Here is a 17,680-nt window from a genome sequence, read left to right on the forward strand (position 1 = left end):
GCGCGCTTCGCATGATATTCACCGGCCTAACTTACTACATTACCTACGACTCTGGCAGGCGCCGTCTGTAACCCTTTGTGAAACTTTGACCGGGTAATTTTCGTTACACGGCTTTTTCAACGCGAGACAAAAAAAACTATCGCCTTCTATCAAAGACGCTCATCACTGGCCGCACCTTCAACACCACGAAAGCCCCGCGCCAGCAGATACTGTTCGCGAGAACGGTCACGGGATGACAATGGCTTGCGCATCTGCACCTTGTCGAACAATTTGCGGATGCCCTTGTGGTATTCGTCGAAGCCTTCACCCTGGAAGACCTTGATCAAAAAATCACCACCTGGACGCAAAACCCGCCCGGCAAGATCCAGCGCCAGCTCGCTGAGGAACATTGCACGAGGCATGTCGACAGCCGCCAATCCACTCATATTGGGGGCCATATCGGAAATCACAAGGTCGACCTGCGTATTTCCGACGGCTTCCAGGATTTTCGCCAACACGGCGTCTTCCGTGAAATCGCCCTGGATAAAGGTCACATCAGGGATGCTGTCCATTTCCAGGATATCGGAAGCGATCAAGCGGCCCTGACCGCCAATCAGACGACTGGTCACCTGGGACCAACCGCCCGGTGCCGCGCCGAGATCGATCACGGTCATGCCTGGACGGATCAGGCGATCCTTTTCCTGGATCTCGAGCAATTTATAGCTGGCGCGAGAGCGATAGCCGTCTTTTTGCGCCATTTTGACGTACGGATCGTTGAAATGCTCTCTGAGCCAGTTCTGGCTAGTCTTGGAACGGGCCACGGGCCACCTCTAAAAATAAAACGGGTCGTGATTAAGTGGGCGGTCCCGGACTTGCTCGGGTAAACTGGCCGCCGCTTTTTACAAGATCAGACGCAGGGGTCAGATTATGCCGCTCACTCAAGAGCAGAAGAAACAATACAAATCCATTGGCCACCATCTGAAACCGGTTTTGACTGTGGCTGACAACGGTTTGACTGAAGGTGTACTCGCCGAACTGGAGCGCGCCTTGAGCGATCACGAGCTGATCAAGATCAAGCTCAACATCCTCGACCGCGAAGCCCGCCTGGCTGCCGTTGCCGAACTGTGCAAGACCGGCAAGGCCGACCTGGTGCAGGTCATCGGCAAGATGGCGCTGATTTATCGCAAGAATTTCAGCGTCAACAAGCAACTGTCGAACGTTCACCGCTTCAAGTGATGCCAAAGGGTCAAGGGTGTGCCTCGCACACCCTGCCACTCCACCCGGGAACCGGCTGCAACACCAGCACCAACCCGGAAAAACCCAGCACCAGGTAACTGAATGCCTGCCACTGGCTCGCATCCGGCCAGCCGAGACGCACCGCGAAGAACATCCCGCACGCGTACAACGACATGAGCAACAATTGCCCACGAATGTCGCGCCATAGACTGGCAAGGCCCTCGGCCTGAACCAGCACCAAAGCCTGAAATATTACGCACGCCGCTGAGAAACCCACCAGCAGCGCCGTCAGCATGCCTGCGATTTCATCGATGAGCAGCGGTGCCAGGCCGACTCGACCCAGCACCGGTAGCAAACCGACATGCAACAACCAGACGCCGCCCACCCACAACATCTGGGTGAGCTGCCAGATCATGGCGCCCGCTCGCAGCGGGCGCCTTCGTTCAGATGTGACGGACTTCGACAATCTCATACTCGATGACACCACCCGGTGTCTTCACCGCCACCACATCGCCCTCTTCCTTGGCAATCAAGGCGCGAGCAATGGGCGAACCAACGGAAATCTTGCCGAGCTTGATGTCTGCCTCGTCCTCACCAACGATCTGGTAGGTGACGCTTTCATCGGTCTCGACGTTGGCGATTTCCACGGTAGTGCCAAAGATCACCTTACCGGTGTGCGGGATCGTCGTGACATCGATGATCACCGCATTCTGCATGCGACCTTCGATGTCACGGACACGCGCCTCGACCATCCCCTGCTCCTCTCGAGCAGCGTGGTATTCGGCGTTTTCCTTGAGATCGCCCAGCTCACGCGCTTCACCAATAGCCTGGCTCAAGCGCGGGCGCTCGACCTTGGTCAGGAAAGCGTGTTCTTCTTCCAGGGCCTTCGCGCCCTGAACTGTCATCGGGTACTTGGTTATGCTCATGCCTTCAATCCTGCATGTAGATCCTGCAAGCGACGCACGGTCTTCTCGGGACCGAACTTGAGCGCTTCGCAGATCGCTTCGCCCGCAGCAATGGTCGTGGTGCAGTAGATCTTGTGCTGCAGCGCATTGCGACGAATGGAGTAGGAATCGGCGATCGACTGGCGACCTTCGGTGGTGTTGATGATCAGCGTGACTTCGTCATTCTTGATCATGTCGACCACGTGCGGACGCCCCTCGGTCACCTTGTTCACGCGGCGCACTTTCAGGCCTGCCGCTTCGATCAGCCTGGCAGTACCGGCAGTGGCGACCACTTCGAAGCCCAAGTTGATCAGATCACGGGCTACGCCTGCAACCAGTGGCTTGTCGTCATCACGCACGCTGATGAACGCCGTGCCGCCAGTCGGCAACACTTCGCTGGCACCCATCTGGGCCTTGGCGAAGGCTTCACCGAAGGTATCGCCCACGCCCATCACTTCACCGGTGGACTTCATCTCAGGGCCGAGGATCGGGTCGACGCCAGGGAACTTGGCGAACGGGAACACCGCCTCTTTCACGCTGTAGAAGTTCGGAATGATTTCCTTGGTGAAACCGAGTTCTTTCAAGGTTTTACCGGCCATGACCCGTGCAGCGATCATCGCCAGGGAAACACCGATGCACTTGGAGACGAATGGCACGGTCCGAGAAGCGCGAGGGTTGACTTCGATGACGTAGATGTCTTCGCCCTGCAGGGCCAATTGCACGTTCATCAGGCCGACGACGCCCAGCTCCAGGGCCATTTTCTTGACCTGCTCGCGCATCTCGTCCTGGATGTGCGCCGGCAGCGAGTAAGGCGGCAGCGAGCAAGCGGAGTCACCGGAGTGAACACCGGCCTGCTCGATGTGCTGCATGATCGCGCCAATTACCACATCCTTGCCGTCGCTGACCGCGTCCACGTCCATTTCGATGGCGCAGTTGAGGAAGTGGTCCAGCAGCACCGGGCTGTCGTTGGACACCTGGACCGCTTCACGCAGGTAGCGCTTGAGCTCGTCTTCTTGATAGACGATTTCCATCGCACGGCCGCCCAGCACATAGGACGGACGCACCACCAGCGGGTAACCGATCTTGGCCGCGGCACGAATCGCTTCGTCTTCGCTGCGCACGGTGGCGTTTGGCGGCTGGCGCAGGTTCAGGCGCTCGACCATCTGCTGGAAGCGCTCACGGTCTTCGGCGCGGTCGATCGCATCCGGGCTGGTACCGATGATCGGCACGCCGGCGGCTTCCAGGGCACGGGCCAGTTTCAACGGGGTCTGGCCGCCGTACTGGACGATCACGCCTTTTGGCTTCTCGACGCGGACGATTTCCAGCACGTCTTCCAGGGTCACTGGCTCGAAGTACAGGCGATCGGAGGTGTCGTAGTCGGTGGACACGGTTTCCGGGTTGCAGTTGACCATGATGGTCTCGTAACCGTCGTCGCGCAGGGCCAATGCCGCGTGTACGCAGCAGTAGTCGAACTCGATGCCCTGGCCGATCCGGTTAGGACCGCCACCCAGGATCATGATCTTGTCGCGGGTCGATGGCGCGGCTTCGCACTCTTCTTCGTACGTGGAGTACAGGTAGGCGGTGTCAGTGGCGAACTCGGCCGCGCAGGTGTCGACGCGCTTGTAGACCGGGAACACTTCCAGCTTGTGGCGATGTGCGCGCAAGCTCTTCTCGGTCACACCCAGCAGCTTGGCCAGGCGCATGTCGGAGAAGCCTTTGCGCTTGAGGCGGAACATGGTGTCGCGGTCGATGCTGGACATGCCCAGGGTCTTGACCTTCTCTTCTTCCTTGATCAGATCTTCGATCTGTACCAGGAACCAAGGGTCGATCATGTTCATGCCGAAGATCTGCTCGACGGTCATGCCGGCACGGAAGGCATCGGCCACGTACCAGATACGCTCGGCGCCCGGCACGGTCAGCTCGCGCTTGAGCACGCTCATGCTTTCCGGGTCGGCCAGGTCCAGCTTCGGATCAAGACCGCAGACGCCCACTTCCAGGCCGCGAAGGGCTTTCTGCAAGGACTCCTGGAAAGTCCGGCCAATGGCCATGACTTCACCGACCGACTTCATTTGAGTCGTCAGGCGGGCATCGGCCTTGGCGAACTTCTCGAAGGCGAAGCGTGGCAGCTTGGTGACGACGTAGTCGATGGACGGTTCGAAGGATGCCGGGGTCTTGCCGCCGGTGATGTCGTTCGACAGCTCGTCCAGGGTGTAGCCCACGGCCAGCTTGGCAGCGACCTTGGCAATCGGGAAACCGGTGGCCTTGGAAGCCAGGGCCGACGAACGGGATACCCGCGGGTTCATCTCGATGACCACCATGCGACCGGTGTTCGGGCAGATGCCGAACTGGACATTGGAGCCGCCGGTTTCCACGCCGATCTCGCGCAGCACCGCCAGGGAGGCGTTACGCAGGATCTGGTATTCCTTGTCGGTCAGGGTCTGGGCTGGTGCGACGGTGATCGAGTCACCGGTGTGCACGCCCATCGGGTCGAAGTTTTCGATGGAGCAGACGATGATGCAGTTGTCCTTTTTGTCGCGGACAACTTCCATTTCATATTCTTTCCAACCGATCAGGGATTCGTCGATCAGCAGTTCCTTGGTCGGCGACAAGTCGAGACCACGGGCGCAGATTTCTTCGAACTCTTCACGGTTGTAAGCGATGCCGCCACCGGTGCCGCCCATGGTGAAGGACGGACGGATGATGCACGGGAAGCCAAGGCGCTCCAGGACGGCGTTGGCCTCTTCCATGCTGTGGGCGATGCCCGAGCGTGGGCAGTCCAGGCCGATGGATTTCATCGCCTTGTCGAAGCGCGAACGGTCTTCGGCCTTGTCGATGGTGTCGGCGTTGGCGCCGATCATTTCCACACCGAACTTCTCCAGGACGCCTTCGCGCTCCAGGTCCAGGGCGCAGTTCAGCGCGGTCTGGCCACCCATGGTCGGCAGCAGCGCGTCCGGGCGCTCCTTCTCGATGATCTTGGCGACGGTCTGCCACTTGATCGGCTCGATGTAGGTGGCGTCGGCCATGGCCGGGTCGGTCATGATGGTGGCCGGGTTGGAGTTCACCAGGATGACGCGGTAACCCTCTTCGCGCAGGGCTTTACAGGCCTGGGCGCCGGAGTAGTCGAATTCGCAGGCCTGGCCGATCACGATCGGGCCAGCGCCGAGAATCAGGATGCTTTTTATGTCTGTACGTTTTGGCATGGGTTTGTCACTCAAATCCGCAGGTCAGTCGGCTAGGCCGTCGAACAATCTTTGAAGCGCCCGAAGGGGCCGCCGCGCTCGGGGCCGCCCTCGGGCTTCTCGCGGTCAGCGTCGCTTGGCCATCTCGTTGATGAAGCGATCGAACAGCGGGGCCACATCGTTCGGGCCCGGGCTCGCTTCAGGGTGGCCCTGGAAGCTGAACGCGCTCTTGTCGGTACGCTCGATACCTTGCAGCGTGCCGTCGAACAGCGACTTGTGAATCGCGCGCACATTGGCCGGCAGAGTGGCTTCGTCCACCGCGAAACCGTGGTTCTGGCTGGTGATCATCACCACGCCAGTATCCAGGTCCTGCACGGGGTGGTTGGCACCGTGGTGGCCGTGGCCCATCTTCAAGGTCTTGGCGCCCGAAGCCAGAGCCAGCAGTTGGTGGCCGAGGCAGATACCGAATACCGGGATCTCGGTTTCCAGCACGTCCTTGATCGCCTGGATCGCATAGTCGCAAGGCTCCGGGTCACCCGGACCGTTGGACAGGAACACACCGTCGGGCTTGAGGGCCAGGACGTCGGCGGCCGGGGTTTGGGCCGGCACCACGGTGACGCGGCAACCACGCTCGACCAGCATGCGCAGGATGTTCAGCTTGACGCCGTAGTCGTAGGCCACGACGTGGTAAGGCAGCTCGGAAGCCTCGATCGTCGCGTGACTGTCGGTCTTCAGGTCCCAGACCGTGGAGCGCCATTCGTACTGTTTCTTGGTGCTGACGACTTTCGCCAGGTCCATGCCCTTGAGGCCAGGGAAGCCCTGGGCAGCGGCGATGGCGGCTTCTTCGGAAATGTTGTCGCCAGCCATGATGCAGCCGTTTTGCGCGCCTTTTTCCCGAAGGATGCGGGTCAGGCGACGGGTGTCGATACCGGCGATCGCCACGACGTTGTTGGCTTTCAGGTAATCGGACAGGGACATCGTGTTACGCCAGTTGCTCGCTACCAGCGGCAAGTCACGGATGACCAGGCCGGCGGACCAGACACGATCAGACTCGGCGTCTTCCGGCGTAGTGCCGGTGTTGCCGATGTGCGGGTAAGTCAGGGTAACGATTTGTTGGGCGTAGGAAGGATCGGTAAGAATTTCCTGATAGCCGGTCATTGCGGTGTTAAACACCACCTCACCAACGGTCTGACCGTCGGCTCCAATGGCTTCGCCGCGAAAAATGCTGCCATCAGCAAGGGCGAGTATGGCTGGCTTAGTCAAGAAGACCTCCCGTAAATAAAGCCTGAAAGGGCGATCGCAGGTTGTAAAAAAGCGGAGTGACGTATGGACACGTCACCCCGCTTGTTCACTGAATTATTCTGCGCGCTTTTAGTGGACACACTAAAGCTGTAGCTTACAGAAAAAGGCTTTTTTGGTCCACCGCTAATGAGCCTTGAAGGCAGGGGAATGCGACAGGCCGTCGCGAAGCGGTGTAAAACGGGGCTCAGTATAACCTGAACCCCGCACCTAGCGGCATCAACGCAGGTCGAGAACGTCCTGCATGTCGTACAAACCAGGCTCGCGGCCATCCAGCCACAGCGCCGCGCGAACGGCACCCTTGGCGAAAGTCATCCGGCTCGATGCCTTGTGGGTGATCTCCAGGCGCTCGCCTTCAGTGGCGAACAGCACGGTGTGGTCGCCCACCACATCACCGCCGCGCACAGTGGCGAAACCGATGGTGCTGCGCTCACGAGCACCGGTGTGCCCCTGACGCCCATACACTGCTACTTCCTGCAGATCACGACCCAACGCATCGGCAATCACCTCACCCATGCGCAAGGCCGTTCCCGAAGGCGCGTCGATCTTGTGCCGGTGATGCGCCTCGATGATTTCGATATCCGCATCGTCACCCAAGACCCGGGCCGCCATGTCCAGCAGCTTCAGCGACAGGTTCACGCCCACACTGAAGTTCGCGGCAAACACGATCGGAATGTCCTTGCCCGCTTCGGCCAGCAATTGCTTTTGCGCAGCATCCAGCCCCGTCGTACCGATCACCATGGCCTTGCCATGCTTGCGGCAGATCGCGAGGTTTTTCAGCATCACTTCTGGCAAGGTGAAATCAATCAGTACATCGAACTCGTCGAGCACTTTCTCCAGGCCGCCGGACATCGGCACACCGATACGCCCCAGTGAGGCCAACTCGCCCGCATCGGCACCTACCAGCGTGCTGTCGGGCCGAACGATGGCCGCCGTCAGGCCGGAAAGCGGCGAGCGCTGCTGCACCGCCTCGACCAGCGCCTTGCCCATGCGCCCCGCAGCGCCCATCACAGCTATACGTCGCATGCGAACTCCTTACAGGTCGCCGAAGAAGCGTTTTACACCTTCGAACCAACCAGTGGTTTTCGGGGAGTGACTGTTGTCATCCGCCAGCGAGTTGCGGAATTCTTCCAACAGCTCACGCTGACGCCGCCCCAGGTTGACCGGAGTCTCCACCGCAACGCGGCACATCAGGTCGCCCGCACCACCGCCACGCACTGGCGCGACGCCTTTGCCGCGGATCCGGAACTGCTTGCCGGTCTGCGTGCCCTCGGGGATTTTCAGCTTGACGCGACCGTCGAGGGTCGGGATCTCAAGCTCACCACCCAAGGCCGCATCGACGAAGCTGATCGGCACTTCGCAGAACAGGTGCTTGCCGTCGCGCTGGAAAATCGCATGCTCGCGCACGTTGATGACCACATACAGATCACCTGTCGGGCCGCCCTGGGCACCCGCCTCGCCTTCGCCGGACAGGCGAATGCGGTCACCGGTGTCGACACCGGCCGGGACTTTGACCGACAGTGTCTTGTACTCTTCGACACGCCCTTCACCGTGGCAGGAGTCGCACGGATCGGAAATGATCTTGCCTTGGCCATGGCAACGCGGGCAGGTCTGCTGCACCGAGAAGAAGCCCTGCTGCATGCGAACCTGGCCGATACCGCCACAGGTCGGGCACGTAACGGGCGAGGAGCCCTTCTTGGCGCCCGAGCCATCGCATGGCTTGCAATTGACCAGCGTTGGAACACGGATATTGACGGTAGTACCGCGCACCGCTTCTTCCAGGTTCAACTCCAACGTGTAGCGCAAATCGCTGCCACGCTGAGCGCCGCCACGGGCACCGCCGCGACCGCCACCGAAGAAATCGCTGAACACATCACCGAAAATATCGGAAAAGTTCTGACCGCCGAAACCGGCACCGCCGCCACCCATGCTTGGGTCGACGCCGGCATGACCGTACTGATCGTAAGCCGCGCGCTTGCTCGAATCGGACAGCACTTCGTAGGCCTCGTTGGCCTCCTTGAACATCTCTTCCGACGCTTTGTCGCCGGGATTACGGTCCGGGTGGTGCTTCATCGCCAGGCGACGATAGGCCTTTTTCAGGTCCGCCTCGCTGGCCCCCCGCTCGACACCCAATACTTCGTAAAAGTCACGCTTTGCCATTAGTCTTTGCACTCTTATAGGACGTCCGGCAAACCTCTCCTGAACCTTGCCAAACTCGTTGAGCCCCCATACAGGCCCGGACCCAACTCACGTCGATTCAACGATCCTGGTCTTAAGTTTTTCAGCCAGGGCCCCGGCCAAAACGCAGTGTCCGCCGCTCGGAAAGCAGGAGCATTCCCGATCACACCGCCAGCATCCGAGCGTTGTCGCATGCTGTAAAAATTCATTGACTCCAGACACGCCAACGCGGGAGCAAGCTCCCGCGCGGCGACATCCTACCAGCCACCGCACAAATGCAGTCAACCGGCCGACCAACAAGCGATTACTTGTGGTCTTTCACTTCTTCGAACTCGGCGTCAACGACGTCGTCGGCTTTCTCGGCCGATTCGCCCTGGGCAGCCGCGCCTTCTGCAGGCTGAGCCTGTTCGGCGTACATTTTCTGAGCCACTGGCGCAGAGACCTTGGACAGCTCTTCGATCTTCGCTTCGATGGCGGCCTTGTCGTCGCCTTTGACGGCAGCTTCCAGGGCAACCACGGCCGCTTCGATGGCGGTTTTCTCTTCCGCGGTCACTTTTTCGCCAGCATCAGCGATCATTTTGCGAGTCGAGTGCACCAGGGCATCGCCCTGGTTACGAGCGCTGGCCAGCTCTTCGAACTTGCGGTCTTCCTCGGCGTTGACTTCAGCATCGCGAACCATCTGCTGAATTTCTTCCTCGGACAGGCCGGAGTTGGCCTTGATCACGATCGACTGAGTCTTGCCAGTAGCCTTGTCTTTCGCGCCGACGTGCAGGATGCCGTTGGCGTCGATGTCGAAGGTCACTTCGATTTGTGGCACGCCACGTGGTGCTGGTGGAATCTCGGCCAGGTCGAACTTGCCCAGGGACTTGTTCTGCGCGGCTTGCTTACGCTCACCTTGCAGCACGTGAATGGTCACTGCGCCCTGGTTGTCGTCGGCAGTCGAGAACACCTGGGATTTCTTGGTAGGAATCGTGGTGTTTTTCTCGATCAGCGCGGTCATTACGCCGCCCATGGTTTCGATACCCAGAGTCAGCGGGCTGACGTCGAGCAGCAGAACGTCTTTCACGTCACCAGCCAATACCGCGCCCTGGATAGCAGCACCCATGGCAACAGCTTCGTCAGGGTTGACGTCTTTACGTGCTTCTTTACCGAAGAAGTCGGTCACCAACTTCTGAACCAGTGGCATACGGGTCTGACCGCCAACCAGGATCACGTCGTTGATTGAACCAACGTCGATACCGGCGTCTTTCATCGCGATGCGGCAAGGTTCGATGGTGCGCTGAACCAGGTCTTCCACCAGCGCTTCGAGCTTGGCGCGGGAGATTTTTACGTTCAGGTGCTTAGGACCGGTGGCGTCTGCGGTGATGTACGGCAGGTTCACGTCGGTCGACTGGCTAGAGGACAGTTCGATCTTGGCTTTTTCAGCGGCTTCTTTCAGGCGCTGCATGGCCAGCGGGTCACCCTTGAGGTTCATGCCGCTTTCTTTCTTGAACTCGTCGACGAGGTAGTCGATCAGGCGGATGTCGAAGTCTTCACCACCGAGGAACGTGTCACCGTTGGTTGCCAATACTTCGAACTGGTGCTCGCCGTCGACTTCAGCGATCTCGATCACGGAAACGTCGAAGGTACCGCCACCCAGGTCGTAAACGATCACGGTGTGATCGCCCTTGGCCTTGTCCATACCGTAGGCCAGAGCGGCCGCAGTCGGTTCGTTGATGATACGTTTTACGTCCAGGCCCGCGATGCGGCCGGCGTCTTTGGTCGCCTGGCGCTGGCTGTCGTTGAAATAGGCAGGCACAGTAATGACCGCCTCAGTCACCGCTTCGCCGAGGTAATCTTCGGCGGTTTTCTTCATTTTCTTGAGGATTTCAGCCGAGATCTGTGGCGGCGCCATTTTCTGGCCGTTCACTTCAACCCAGGCGTCGCCATTGTCAGCCTTGGCGATTTTGTAAGGCACCATCTTGATGTCTTTCTGGACGACTTCTTCGTCGAACTTGCGACCGATCAGACGCTTCACCGCGTACAGGGTGTTATGCGGATTGGTCACTGCCTGACGCTTGGCCGATTGGCCAACCAGAATCTCGCCATCATTGGCGTAAGCGATGATCGACGGCGTAGTACGCGCGCCTTCAGCGTTTTCGATGACTTTGGCCTTGCCGTTTTCCAGCACGGAGACGCACGAGTTGGTGGTCCCCAGGTCGATACCGATAATCTTGCCCATGTTAACTCTCCCGGAACTTGGATTTTGTTGCCGCAGCAGTGGTGGCTAACTGCGGTAGCACTTAAACGCTTGACATATAGATGGGGCCGCTACGACCGATTTCAAGCCTGCTCATCAATAGAAGGCGAAACCGGCGCTGGCGTCTTGCTGACCACGACCATGGCCGGACGCAGCAGGCGCCCATTGAGCAGATAGCCCTTCTGGAAAACCTTCAGCACACTGTTTGGCTCGACGTCGGCACTTTCCTGCATCGCCATGGCCTGGTGGTGCTCGGCGTTGAAGGGTTCGCCATGGGGATCAAGGGCTTCGAGCTGATAACGCTTGAGGGTGTCCTGGAACATCTTCAGGGTCAGCTCGATGCCTTCGCGCATCGGACGGATGTTCTCGTCGTCCGGATTGGACAGCTCCAGGCCGCGCTCCAGGCTGTCGATGATCGGCAGCAGGTCGCCAGCAAAACGCTCCAGGGCGAATTTATGAGCCTTTTCTACATCCTGCTCGGCGCGACGGCGGACATTCTGCAGGTCGGCGGCTACACGCAACGCCTGATCCTGCGCACCGGCCAGTTGCTCCTCGAGCACTTGTACACGTGCCGCCAGGTCTTCACCGGAATCCTGGGAAGCCTGATTGGCGTCTAGATTTTGCGTGTCCTGCGTCTGTTCGTCAGCCATAGATTTCTCCTCTCAACTTCGTCCGCGAGCTCGACTCGCGCTTCTGCCCCGGTATATGGGGCCGGGTTTTCCAGCTTCAAGGGCCGCCCGACGAATTAACCTTACAAAAAGCAGCTGCATAATCATTCCTCACAGCGCTAAGAAAATCACTTTCCCAAGCAAATCGAGCTAAGCGCGGGCATTGTCAGGCCGAAACAAAACACTGTATAAATAACCAGACCTAAAGCCTGGGAGCGGCCTTATGCTGGTGCACCTGTCCGTACACAACTATGCCATCGTCGAACACCTCGACCTCGAACTTGATCGAGGCATGAGTGTGATCACCGGTGAAACCGGCGCAGGCAAGTCGATCATGCTCGATGCCCTGGGCCTGACGCTGGGCGACCGCGCCGACAGTGGCGTAGTGCGCCCCGGAGCGGACAAGGCCGACATCCTGGCGACGTTCGACCTGGTCGACATCCCCGAGGCCAGCGCCTGGCTGGCCGAACGCGACCTGGACACCGACGGCCTGTGCATCCTGCGCCGGGTCATCACCGCTGAAGGGCGCTCCCGCGGCTACATCAACGGCGCGCCCTGCCCCTTGGGCGACCTCAAGGCCCTCGGCGAGCTGCTGATCGACATTCACAGCCAGCATGAACACCAATCCCTGCTCAAGACCGACACCCATCGCCGCTTGCTGGATGAATACGCCGGCGCCACCGACCTGGCCCGGCAAGTCCAACTGGCGGCCCAACGCTGGCGCCAAACCCGGCAGGAACTGGATCGACTCTCCAACTCCGGCGACGAACAGCGCGCCCGTCACCAATTGTTGAGCTATCAGCTCGAAGAGCTGGAGAACCTGGCCCTGGGTGAAAATGAACTGGCAGAGCTGGAGCAGGAACACAAGAACCTGACCAACGCCGAAACCCTGCTGGGCATTTGCCGGCAAGTGGTCGAACAATGCAGCGAGAGCGATTCGGGCAATGTGCTCAATGCGCTGACAACGAGCTTGAACCGACTCTCCAGTGTGAACAATTCGGTGGGCGCCCTGAACGAAGCGACGAACCTGCTGACGAGCGCGCAGATCCAGGTCGAAGAAGCCGTCGGGGAGCTGAATCGGTTCCTCGATCATTTCGATACCGACCCGGCCCGCCTGCAGTACCTGGAAGAGCGCCTGGACACCATCTATACACTGGCGCGCAAGCACCGCATCCAGCCGGCCGACGTTGCCGAACTCCAGCAGCGGCTGCTGGAAGAACTGGAAACCCTGAACGCCAACGATGAATCCATCGAGCGCCTGGGGGACGAACTGGCTTCTTATGCCCGTCATTATCAGGAAAAGGCCAAGGAGCTCAGTGAACTGCGGCAGCACGCCGCAACAGGGCTGGCCAGCGCCGTGGAGCAGGAAATCCAGCGCCTGGGCATGCCCGGCGGGCGCTTCACCATCGAATTGCGCCCCAACGCTGGGGACGAGCTCCAGCCCAACGGGCTGGAGCAAGTGGAACTGCTGGTCAGCGCCAACCCCGGGCAACCGCTCAAGGCCCTGGCCAAAGTCGCATCCGGCGGCGAACTGTCACGAATCAGCCTGGCCATCCAGGTCATCACCGCGCAGACTTCTCGCGTGCCGACGCTGGTATTCGACGAAGTGGACGTGGGCATCGGTGGCCCAACCGCGGAAATTGTCGGCCAGTTGCTGCGCCGACTGGGGGAACGCGGCCAGGTACTGACGGTGACTCACCTGCCCCAGGTCGCCGCTCAGGGACACCAGCATCTATTTGTGCATAAGGTACGCGGCGAGGATGCCACTCGCACCGCCGTGTCCAAGCTCAACAAAAACGAGCGCGTAGAAGAAGTGGCGCGAATGCTCGGGGGAATCGACCTCACCAAGGAATCCCTGGCCCACGCGAAAAAAATGGTCGTTACCGCGAAAATCTGAGAACGGCAGAAAGCACGAAGGCGACCCGGGGGTCGCCTTCGTTCGTTTCGCGAACCGTAATAGTCCGCGCGACATGCTTACTTTTTCTTGCGTACGTACAGCACAAGATTGTGATCAACCATCTCGAAGCCATACTTGTCGACGATTGCTTTCTGCAGCCGCTCGATTTCTTCGTCGAAGAATTCGATCACTTCACTGGTCTCGACGTTGACCATATGGTCGTGATGCTTGCCGTCGTCCAGCTCGAAGACCGCATGGCCTCCGTCGAAGTTGTGCCGCACCACCAAGCCAGCTGCCTCGAACTGGGTCAGAACACGGTAAACCGTGGCCAGACCGACGTCCTCACCAGCCTCCATAAGCGCCTTATAGACATCTTCAGCACTCATGTGGCGTTGCTCGGCGGAATCGAGCATTTGTAGAATCTTGACCCGTGGCAGGGTCACTTTGAGGCCGGCTTTGCGTAGTTCGCTATTTTCAACCATGGTCAGCTTTCTCGCGATGCTGCTTCGCAGCTTCTCTTAATGCGGGTATGATCGGCGTTTACGTTGTCCCAGCCAAGATAGTGGAAGTCGCCCACCGATGCAAAACACCAAGCTCTTGCTAACCAGTTTCACCTTTGTGGGACTGCTCGCACTCGCCGGTTGTTCATTCCCCGGGGTTTACAAAATCGACATCCAGCAGGGCAATGTCGTCACGCAGGACATGATAGACCAGTTGCGCCCGGGAATGACCCGCCGGCAAGTACGGTTTATCATGGGCAACCCCCTGCTGACCGACACGTTCCATGCCGATCGCTGGGATTACCTATACAGCTTGCAGCCAGGCGGCGGTGAGCGCCAGCAGGAACGCATCAGCGTTATCTTCAGCCCCAACGACCAACTCGTCAGCCTGTCAGGCGATTTCATGCCTGGCGTGAGCCGTGACGAAGCCATCTTGGGCAAGGACAGCGACAACACCGTTACCGACCCGACCCAGAAAGCCGAACAGCCAAAACCGGAAAAACCGGCCAAGCCAGGTTCGTTGCTGGACCAGATCCAGAAGGATGTGGACAAAGTCGAGACCGTACCAGTCCCGACGCCAGAGCCCCTGGATACATCGCCACAATAAATGGCGGCATAAAAAAACCCGGCATGCCGGGTTTTTTATTGCCTGTCATTCAAGCCAGGTTATTGCTCCGATTGGCGTGCCTGGGCAGCCTTGGCCGCGCGCAGGCGCCGAATTTCCTTCGGATCGGCCAACAACGGGCGATAAATCTCCAGTCGATCGGCCGCCTGCACCACCTGATGCTCTGGATCGGCAACCAGCTTGCCAAAAATCCCCACCGGGCAAGTCGTCAGATCCAGCTCCGGAAACACATCGCCTATACCCGATGCCGCCAGTGCGGCGCGAACACTCGCGCCCTCCTGCACCATGCAGGTGCGCAAGACCTGACGCTCCGCCGAGGCATACACCACTTCTATCTCAATCAACGCTTGAGCTCTGCATTCTGCTTGGCCCGCTGGCAGAACGCATCGACCAGGGTATTGGCGGCCTGATTGAACAGCGGCCCCAGCGTCGCCCGCACCAGAGGGCCGGCGTAGTCGAACGACAGGTCCAGGCTGATCTTGCAGGCCTTTTCACCCAGCGGCTTGAACACCCAGACACCGTGGAGCTGATTGAAAGGCCCTTCCTCCAGATTCATCTCGATGGACTGTCCCGGCACCAGCGTATTGCGCGTGACGAAGCGCTGGCTCAAGCCGCTCTTGGCAATGTTGAGGCTGGCGCGCATATGGGTTTCAGAGCTTTCCAGCACCTCGGCCGACGAGCACCACGGCAAGAACTCCGGGTAGCTCGCCACATCGTTGACCAGGTCATACAGCGCCTGCGCCGGGTAGGGCAGCAAGGCCGAGCGTTGAATATGTGTCGTCATGTAAGCGTCACTTCCACAGCTGGGCGGCAAACACTACAAGAATGCCGATGGGCGCCACATAGCGCATCAAGAACAGGCTCAAGCCGAACAATACCGGGCTACGCAGCGACAGCTCATCACGCACTGCTTCACGCCCCATGATCCATCCTGCAAACACTACGAAACACAAACCACCCAATGGCAGCATGATCCGTGAGGTGAAGAAATCAATCACGCCGAAGAAATCCAGCCCTCCGGTGGCGCCCCACTGGTAGAGATGGAACAGCCCGTCTTCGTTCACGAAAAACTTCGCCTGCTTCCATATATTGAAGGAAAACACCGTGCCCAGGCCGACAAACCAACAGGTGAAGGCCAGCCAGAAGGTTACCCAGGCACGACTGAGCCGGGTCCGTTCAACCAGGTAAGCCACCATGGGTTCCAGCAGGGAGATGGCCGAACTCCAGGCCGCGATGGCCACCAGGAGAAAAAACACCACGCCCATCACCTGGCCGAACGCCATGCTGCCAAAGGCAAAGGGCAGGCTGACGAACATCAACCCTGGCCCCTCGCTCGGATTCAGGCCGGCAGCGAAGACAATCGGAAACAATGCCACGCCCGCCAGCAGCGACACGAAGGTGTCCAGCAGTGCGACGCCGACCACAGTTCGGGTCAGGGAGGCATTCTTGGGCATGTAGGCGCCATAGATCATGATCGAACCGACCCCGACGCTCAGGGAGAAAAACGCATGCCCCATGGCCGGCAGCAGGCCGTCCAGGACTTTCTCCGGCTGGAAGTCGAACATGAAATGCACGCCTTCCATGAAATGCCCGGTGGTCATGCTGTAGCCCAGCAGCACCAGGATCATCACGAACAGCAACGGCATCATGATCCGCAGGCTGCGCTCAAGCCCGGCCACCACGCCCCGGGCAATTACCACCGCCGAGAGCACCATGAAAATCGTGTGCCAGAGGGTCAGCCTCCAGGGATCGGCAATTACATCGCCGAAGTAGGCACCTACCTGATCAGGCGTGGCCCCTTGGAAATCCCCGCGCCCCATGTCGATGATGTAGTCCAGGGACCAGCCACCGACCACACTATAGAAAGACAGGATCAACAGCGCCGTGATCATCCCGGCGAAGGCACCCCACGACCACTTGGTCGAATGGCCGGCCTCTACCGCCAGTACCTTCAGGGCATTGGCCGGGCTTTGCCGGGCCCGACGCCCGATCAGGGTTTCGGCCAGCATCACCGGTGCGCCGATCAGCGCGATGCACGCCAGGAACATCAATACGAAGGCGCCGCCACCGTAGACGCCGACCATGTACGGAAACTTCCAGATACTACCCAGCCCCACGGCAGAACCAGTCGCCGCGAGTATGAAGACCCAGCGGCTAGCCCAACTGCCGTGGACAGAAACCTTGTCTGTCGACATCGTGATCACGCCCAAGCGTTCAAAAAAGAGGCCGCATTGTCCGGGATTCACTCAACGTGCTCAAGCACGCTGCTTCACCGTAGCCGACACGCGCGCAACTGCCTATAATGCCGCCCCTATGGCTAAACAGAAGAAACACCCCACAGGGACCATCGCGCAAAATAAAAAGGCGCGACACGATTACTTCATCGAACAACGTTTCGAGGCTGGCATGGTCCTGGCCGGCTGGGAAGTAAAGAGCTTGCGTGCCGGCAAGGCGCAACTGGTCGACAGCTATGTGCTGCTCAAGGACGGCGAAGCCTGGCTGCTGGGCAGTCATATCACGCCGCTGACCACCGCCAGCACCCACGTGATTGCCGACCCGGTGCGCTCGCGCAAATTGCTGCTCAACAAACGCGAGCTGGAAAAACTTTTCGCCTCGGTGCAACAGAAGGGTTACACCTGCGTCTGCACGTCGTTGTACTGGAGCAAGCACTTGATCAAGTGCGAAATTGCCCTGGGCAAGGGCAAGAAGGAATACGACAAGCGCGATACCGAGCGTGAACGTGATGCCGGCCGCGAGCTGCAGCGTGCGGTGCGCAACAAGGGCAAGGAAGACTGAGTCTTTCGTCCTTGAGACCGCTATCGCGAGCAAGCTCGCTCCCACATAGGATCTTTTGCGAACACAGAATATGTGTACAACAGTGAGCCCGTGTGGGAGCGGGCTTGCTCGCGAATACAGAAGCCCAATCGCCACCGAAC

The 17,680-nt window shown here is 59.5% G+C and carries 17 protein-coding genes; 4 read left to right on the plus strand and 13 right to left on the minus strand.

What is annotated here, in order from left to right; all coding sequences use genetic code 11:
- Positions 1-149: 149 nt before the first annotated feature.
- Positions 150-800, minus strand: coding sequence for a 23S rRNA (uridine(2552)-2'-O)-methyltransferase RlmE (rlmE, locus tag V7773_RS13150; protein WP_060739222.1), 651 nt, complete (start codon positions 798-800; stop codon positions 150-152).
- 106 nt (positions 801-906) lie between these two features.
- On the opposite strand from rlmE, the gene V7773_RS13155 reads away from it, so the two are divergent.
- Complete coding sequence (locus tag V7773_RS13155) at positions 907-1,215, plus strand: YhbY family RNA-binding protein (RefSeq protein WP_003197704.1); 309 nt, start codon at positions 907-909, stop codon at positions 1,213-1,215.
- A 10-nt stretch (positions 1,216-1,225) separates the two neighbouring features.
- Here the strand turns inward: V7773_RS13155 and V7773_RS13160 are convergent, their stop codons facing one another.
- The 8 genes from V7773_RS13160 to grpE all read right to left on the minus strand — a co-directional run bounded on the left by V7773_RS13160 (position 1,226) and on the right by grpE (position 11,704).
- Positions 1,226-1,630: a hypothetical protein gene (locus V7773_RS13160; RefSeq protein WP_063322987.1), complete on the minus strand. Its 405-nt coding sequence runs from the start codon at positions 1,628-1,630 to the stop codon at positions 1,226-1,228.
- Positions 1,631-1,658: 28 nt separating this feature from the next.
- The gene (gene greA / locus V7773_RS13165; protein ID WP_030139783.1) at positions 1,659-2,135 is read right to left on the minus strand and encodes a transcription elongation factor GreA; all 477 of its coding nucleotides are present in this window, start codon (positions 2,133-2,135) and stop codon (positions 1,659-1,661) included.
- A gap of 2 nt (positions 2,136-2,137) precedes the next feature.
- Positions 2,138-5,359 (minus strand): carbamoyl-phosphate synthase large subunit, encoded by a 3,222-nt coding sequence (gene carB / locus V7773_RS13170; protein WP_336073745.1) that lies wholly within the window; start codon positions 5,357-5,359, stop codon positions 2,138-2,140.
- Between the two features lie 105 nt (positions 5,360-5,464).
- Entirely contained in the window at positions 5,465-6,601 is a 1,137-nt protein-coding gene (gene carA / locus V7773_RS13175; protein ID WP_003197697.1) for a glutamine-hydrolyzing carbamoyl-phosphate synthase small subunit, read from the minus strand.
- Positions 6,602-6,856: 255 nt separating this feature from the next.
- Positions 6,857-7,663, minus strand: coding sequence for a 4-hydroxy-tetrahydrodipicolinate reductase (gene dapB, locus V7773_RS13180; RefSeq protein WP_092146118.1), 807 nt, complete (start codon positions 7,661-7,663; stop codon positions 6,857-6,859).
- A gap of 9 nt (positions 7,664-7,672) precedes the next feature.
- Positions 7,673-8,797, minus strand: a complete 1,125-nt coding sequence (dnaJ, locus tag V7773_RS13185) for a molecular chaperone DnaJ (protein WP_003197693.1) — start codon at positions 8,795-8,797, stop codon at positions 7,673-7,675.
- A gap of 322 nt (positions 8,798-9,119) precedes the next feature.
- Positions 9,120-11,036: a molecular chaperone DnaK gene (gene dnaK / locus V7773_RS13190; protein ID WP_014336568.1), complete on the minus strand. Its 1,917-nt coding sequence runs from the start codon at positions 11,034-11,036 to the stop codon at positions 9,120-9,122.
- Between the two features lie 101 nt (positions 11,037-11,137).
- Positions 11,138-11,704 (minus strand): nucleotide exchange factor GrpE, encoded by a 567-nt coding sequence (grpE, locus tag V7773_RS13195; RefSeq protein WP_109753477.1) that lies wholly within the window; start codon positions 11,702-11,704, stop codon positions 11,138-11,140.
- A 241-nt stretch (positions 11,705-11,945) separates the two neighbouring features.
- Here grpE and recN point away from each other — a divergent pair, with 241 nt between their 5' ends.
- Positions 11,946-13,619, plus strand: coding sequence for a DNA repair protein RecN (recN, locus tag V7773_RS13200; protein ID WP_336073748.1), 1,674 nt, complete (start codon positions 11,946-11,948; stop codon positions 13,617-13,619).
- A gap of 77 nt (positions 13,620-13,696) precedes the next feature.
- On the opposite strand, the gene fur is transcribed toward recN, so the two are convergent.
- The gene (fur, locus tag V7773_RS13205) at positions 13,697-14,101 is read right to left on the minus strand and encodes a ferric iron uptake transcriptional regulator (protein ID WP_003197684.1); all 405 of its coding nucleotides are present in this window, start codon (positions 14,099-14,101) and stop codon (positions 13,697-13,699) included.
- Positions 14,102-14,198: 97 nt separating this feature from the next.
- On the opposite strand from fur, the gene V7773_RS13210 reads away from it, so the two are divergent.
- Positions 14,199-14,726, plus strand: a complete 528-nt coding sequence (locus tag V7773_RS13210; RefSeq protein ID WP_072341055.1) for an outer membrane protein assembly factor BamE — start codon at positions 14,199-14,201, stop codon at positions 14,724-14,726.
- A 59-nt stretch (positions 14,727-14,785) separates the two neighbouring features.
- Here V7773_RS13210 and V7773_RS13215 read toward each other — a convergent pair whose 3' ends face one another.
- Genes V7773_RS13215 through V7773_RS13225 form a run of 3 tightly spaced genes read right to left on the minus strand, consistent with a single transcriptional unit; the run spans position 14,786 to position 16,939 of the window.
- The gene (locus V7773_RS13215; protein WP_336073757.1) at positions 14,786-15,088 is read right to left on the minus strand and encodes an RnfH family protein; all 303 of its coding nucleotides are present in this window, start codon (positions 15,086-15,088) and stop codon (positions 14,786-14,788) included.
- Positions 15,085-15,528, minus strand: a complete 444-nt coding sequence (locus tag V7773_RS13220; protein ID WP_024617726.1) for a type II toxin-antitoxin system RatA family toxin — start codon at positions 15,526-15,528, stop codon at positions 15,085-15,087. The genes V7773_RS13215 and V7773_RS13220 overlap by 4 nt, the downstream gene beginning before the upstream one ends.
- Before the next feature lie 7 nt (positions 15,529-15,535).
- On the minus strand, positions 15,536-16,939 hold the full coding sequence (locus V7773_RS13225) for a sodium-dependent transporter (protein ID WP_336073759.1): 1,404 nt from the start codon (positions 16,937-16,939) through the stop codon (positions 15,536-15,538).
- Between the two features lie 118 nt (positions 16,940-17,057).
- Here V7773_RS13225 and smpB point away from each other — a divergent pair, with 118 nt between their 5' ends.
- A complete protein-coding gene (smpB, locus tag V7773_RS13230) occupies positions 17,058-17,540 on the plus strand; it encodes an SsrA-binding protein SmpB (protein WP_042730880.1) in 483 nt (160 codons plus the stop codon).
- Positions 17,541-17,680: the final 140 nt, after the last annotated feature.

This window comes from Pseudomonas sp. 3JA, assembly GCF_036961705.1.
Classification (GTDB): domain Bacteria; phylum Pseudomonadota; class Gammaproteobacteria; order Pseudomonadales; family Pseudomonadaceae; genus Aquipseudomonas; species Aquipseudomonas fluorescens_Q.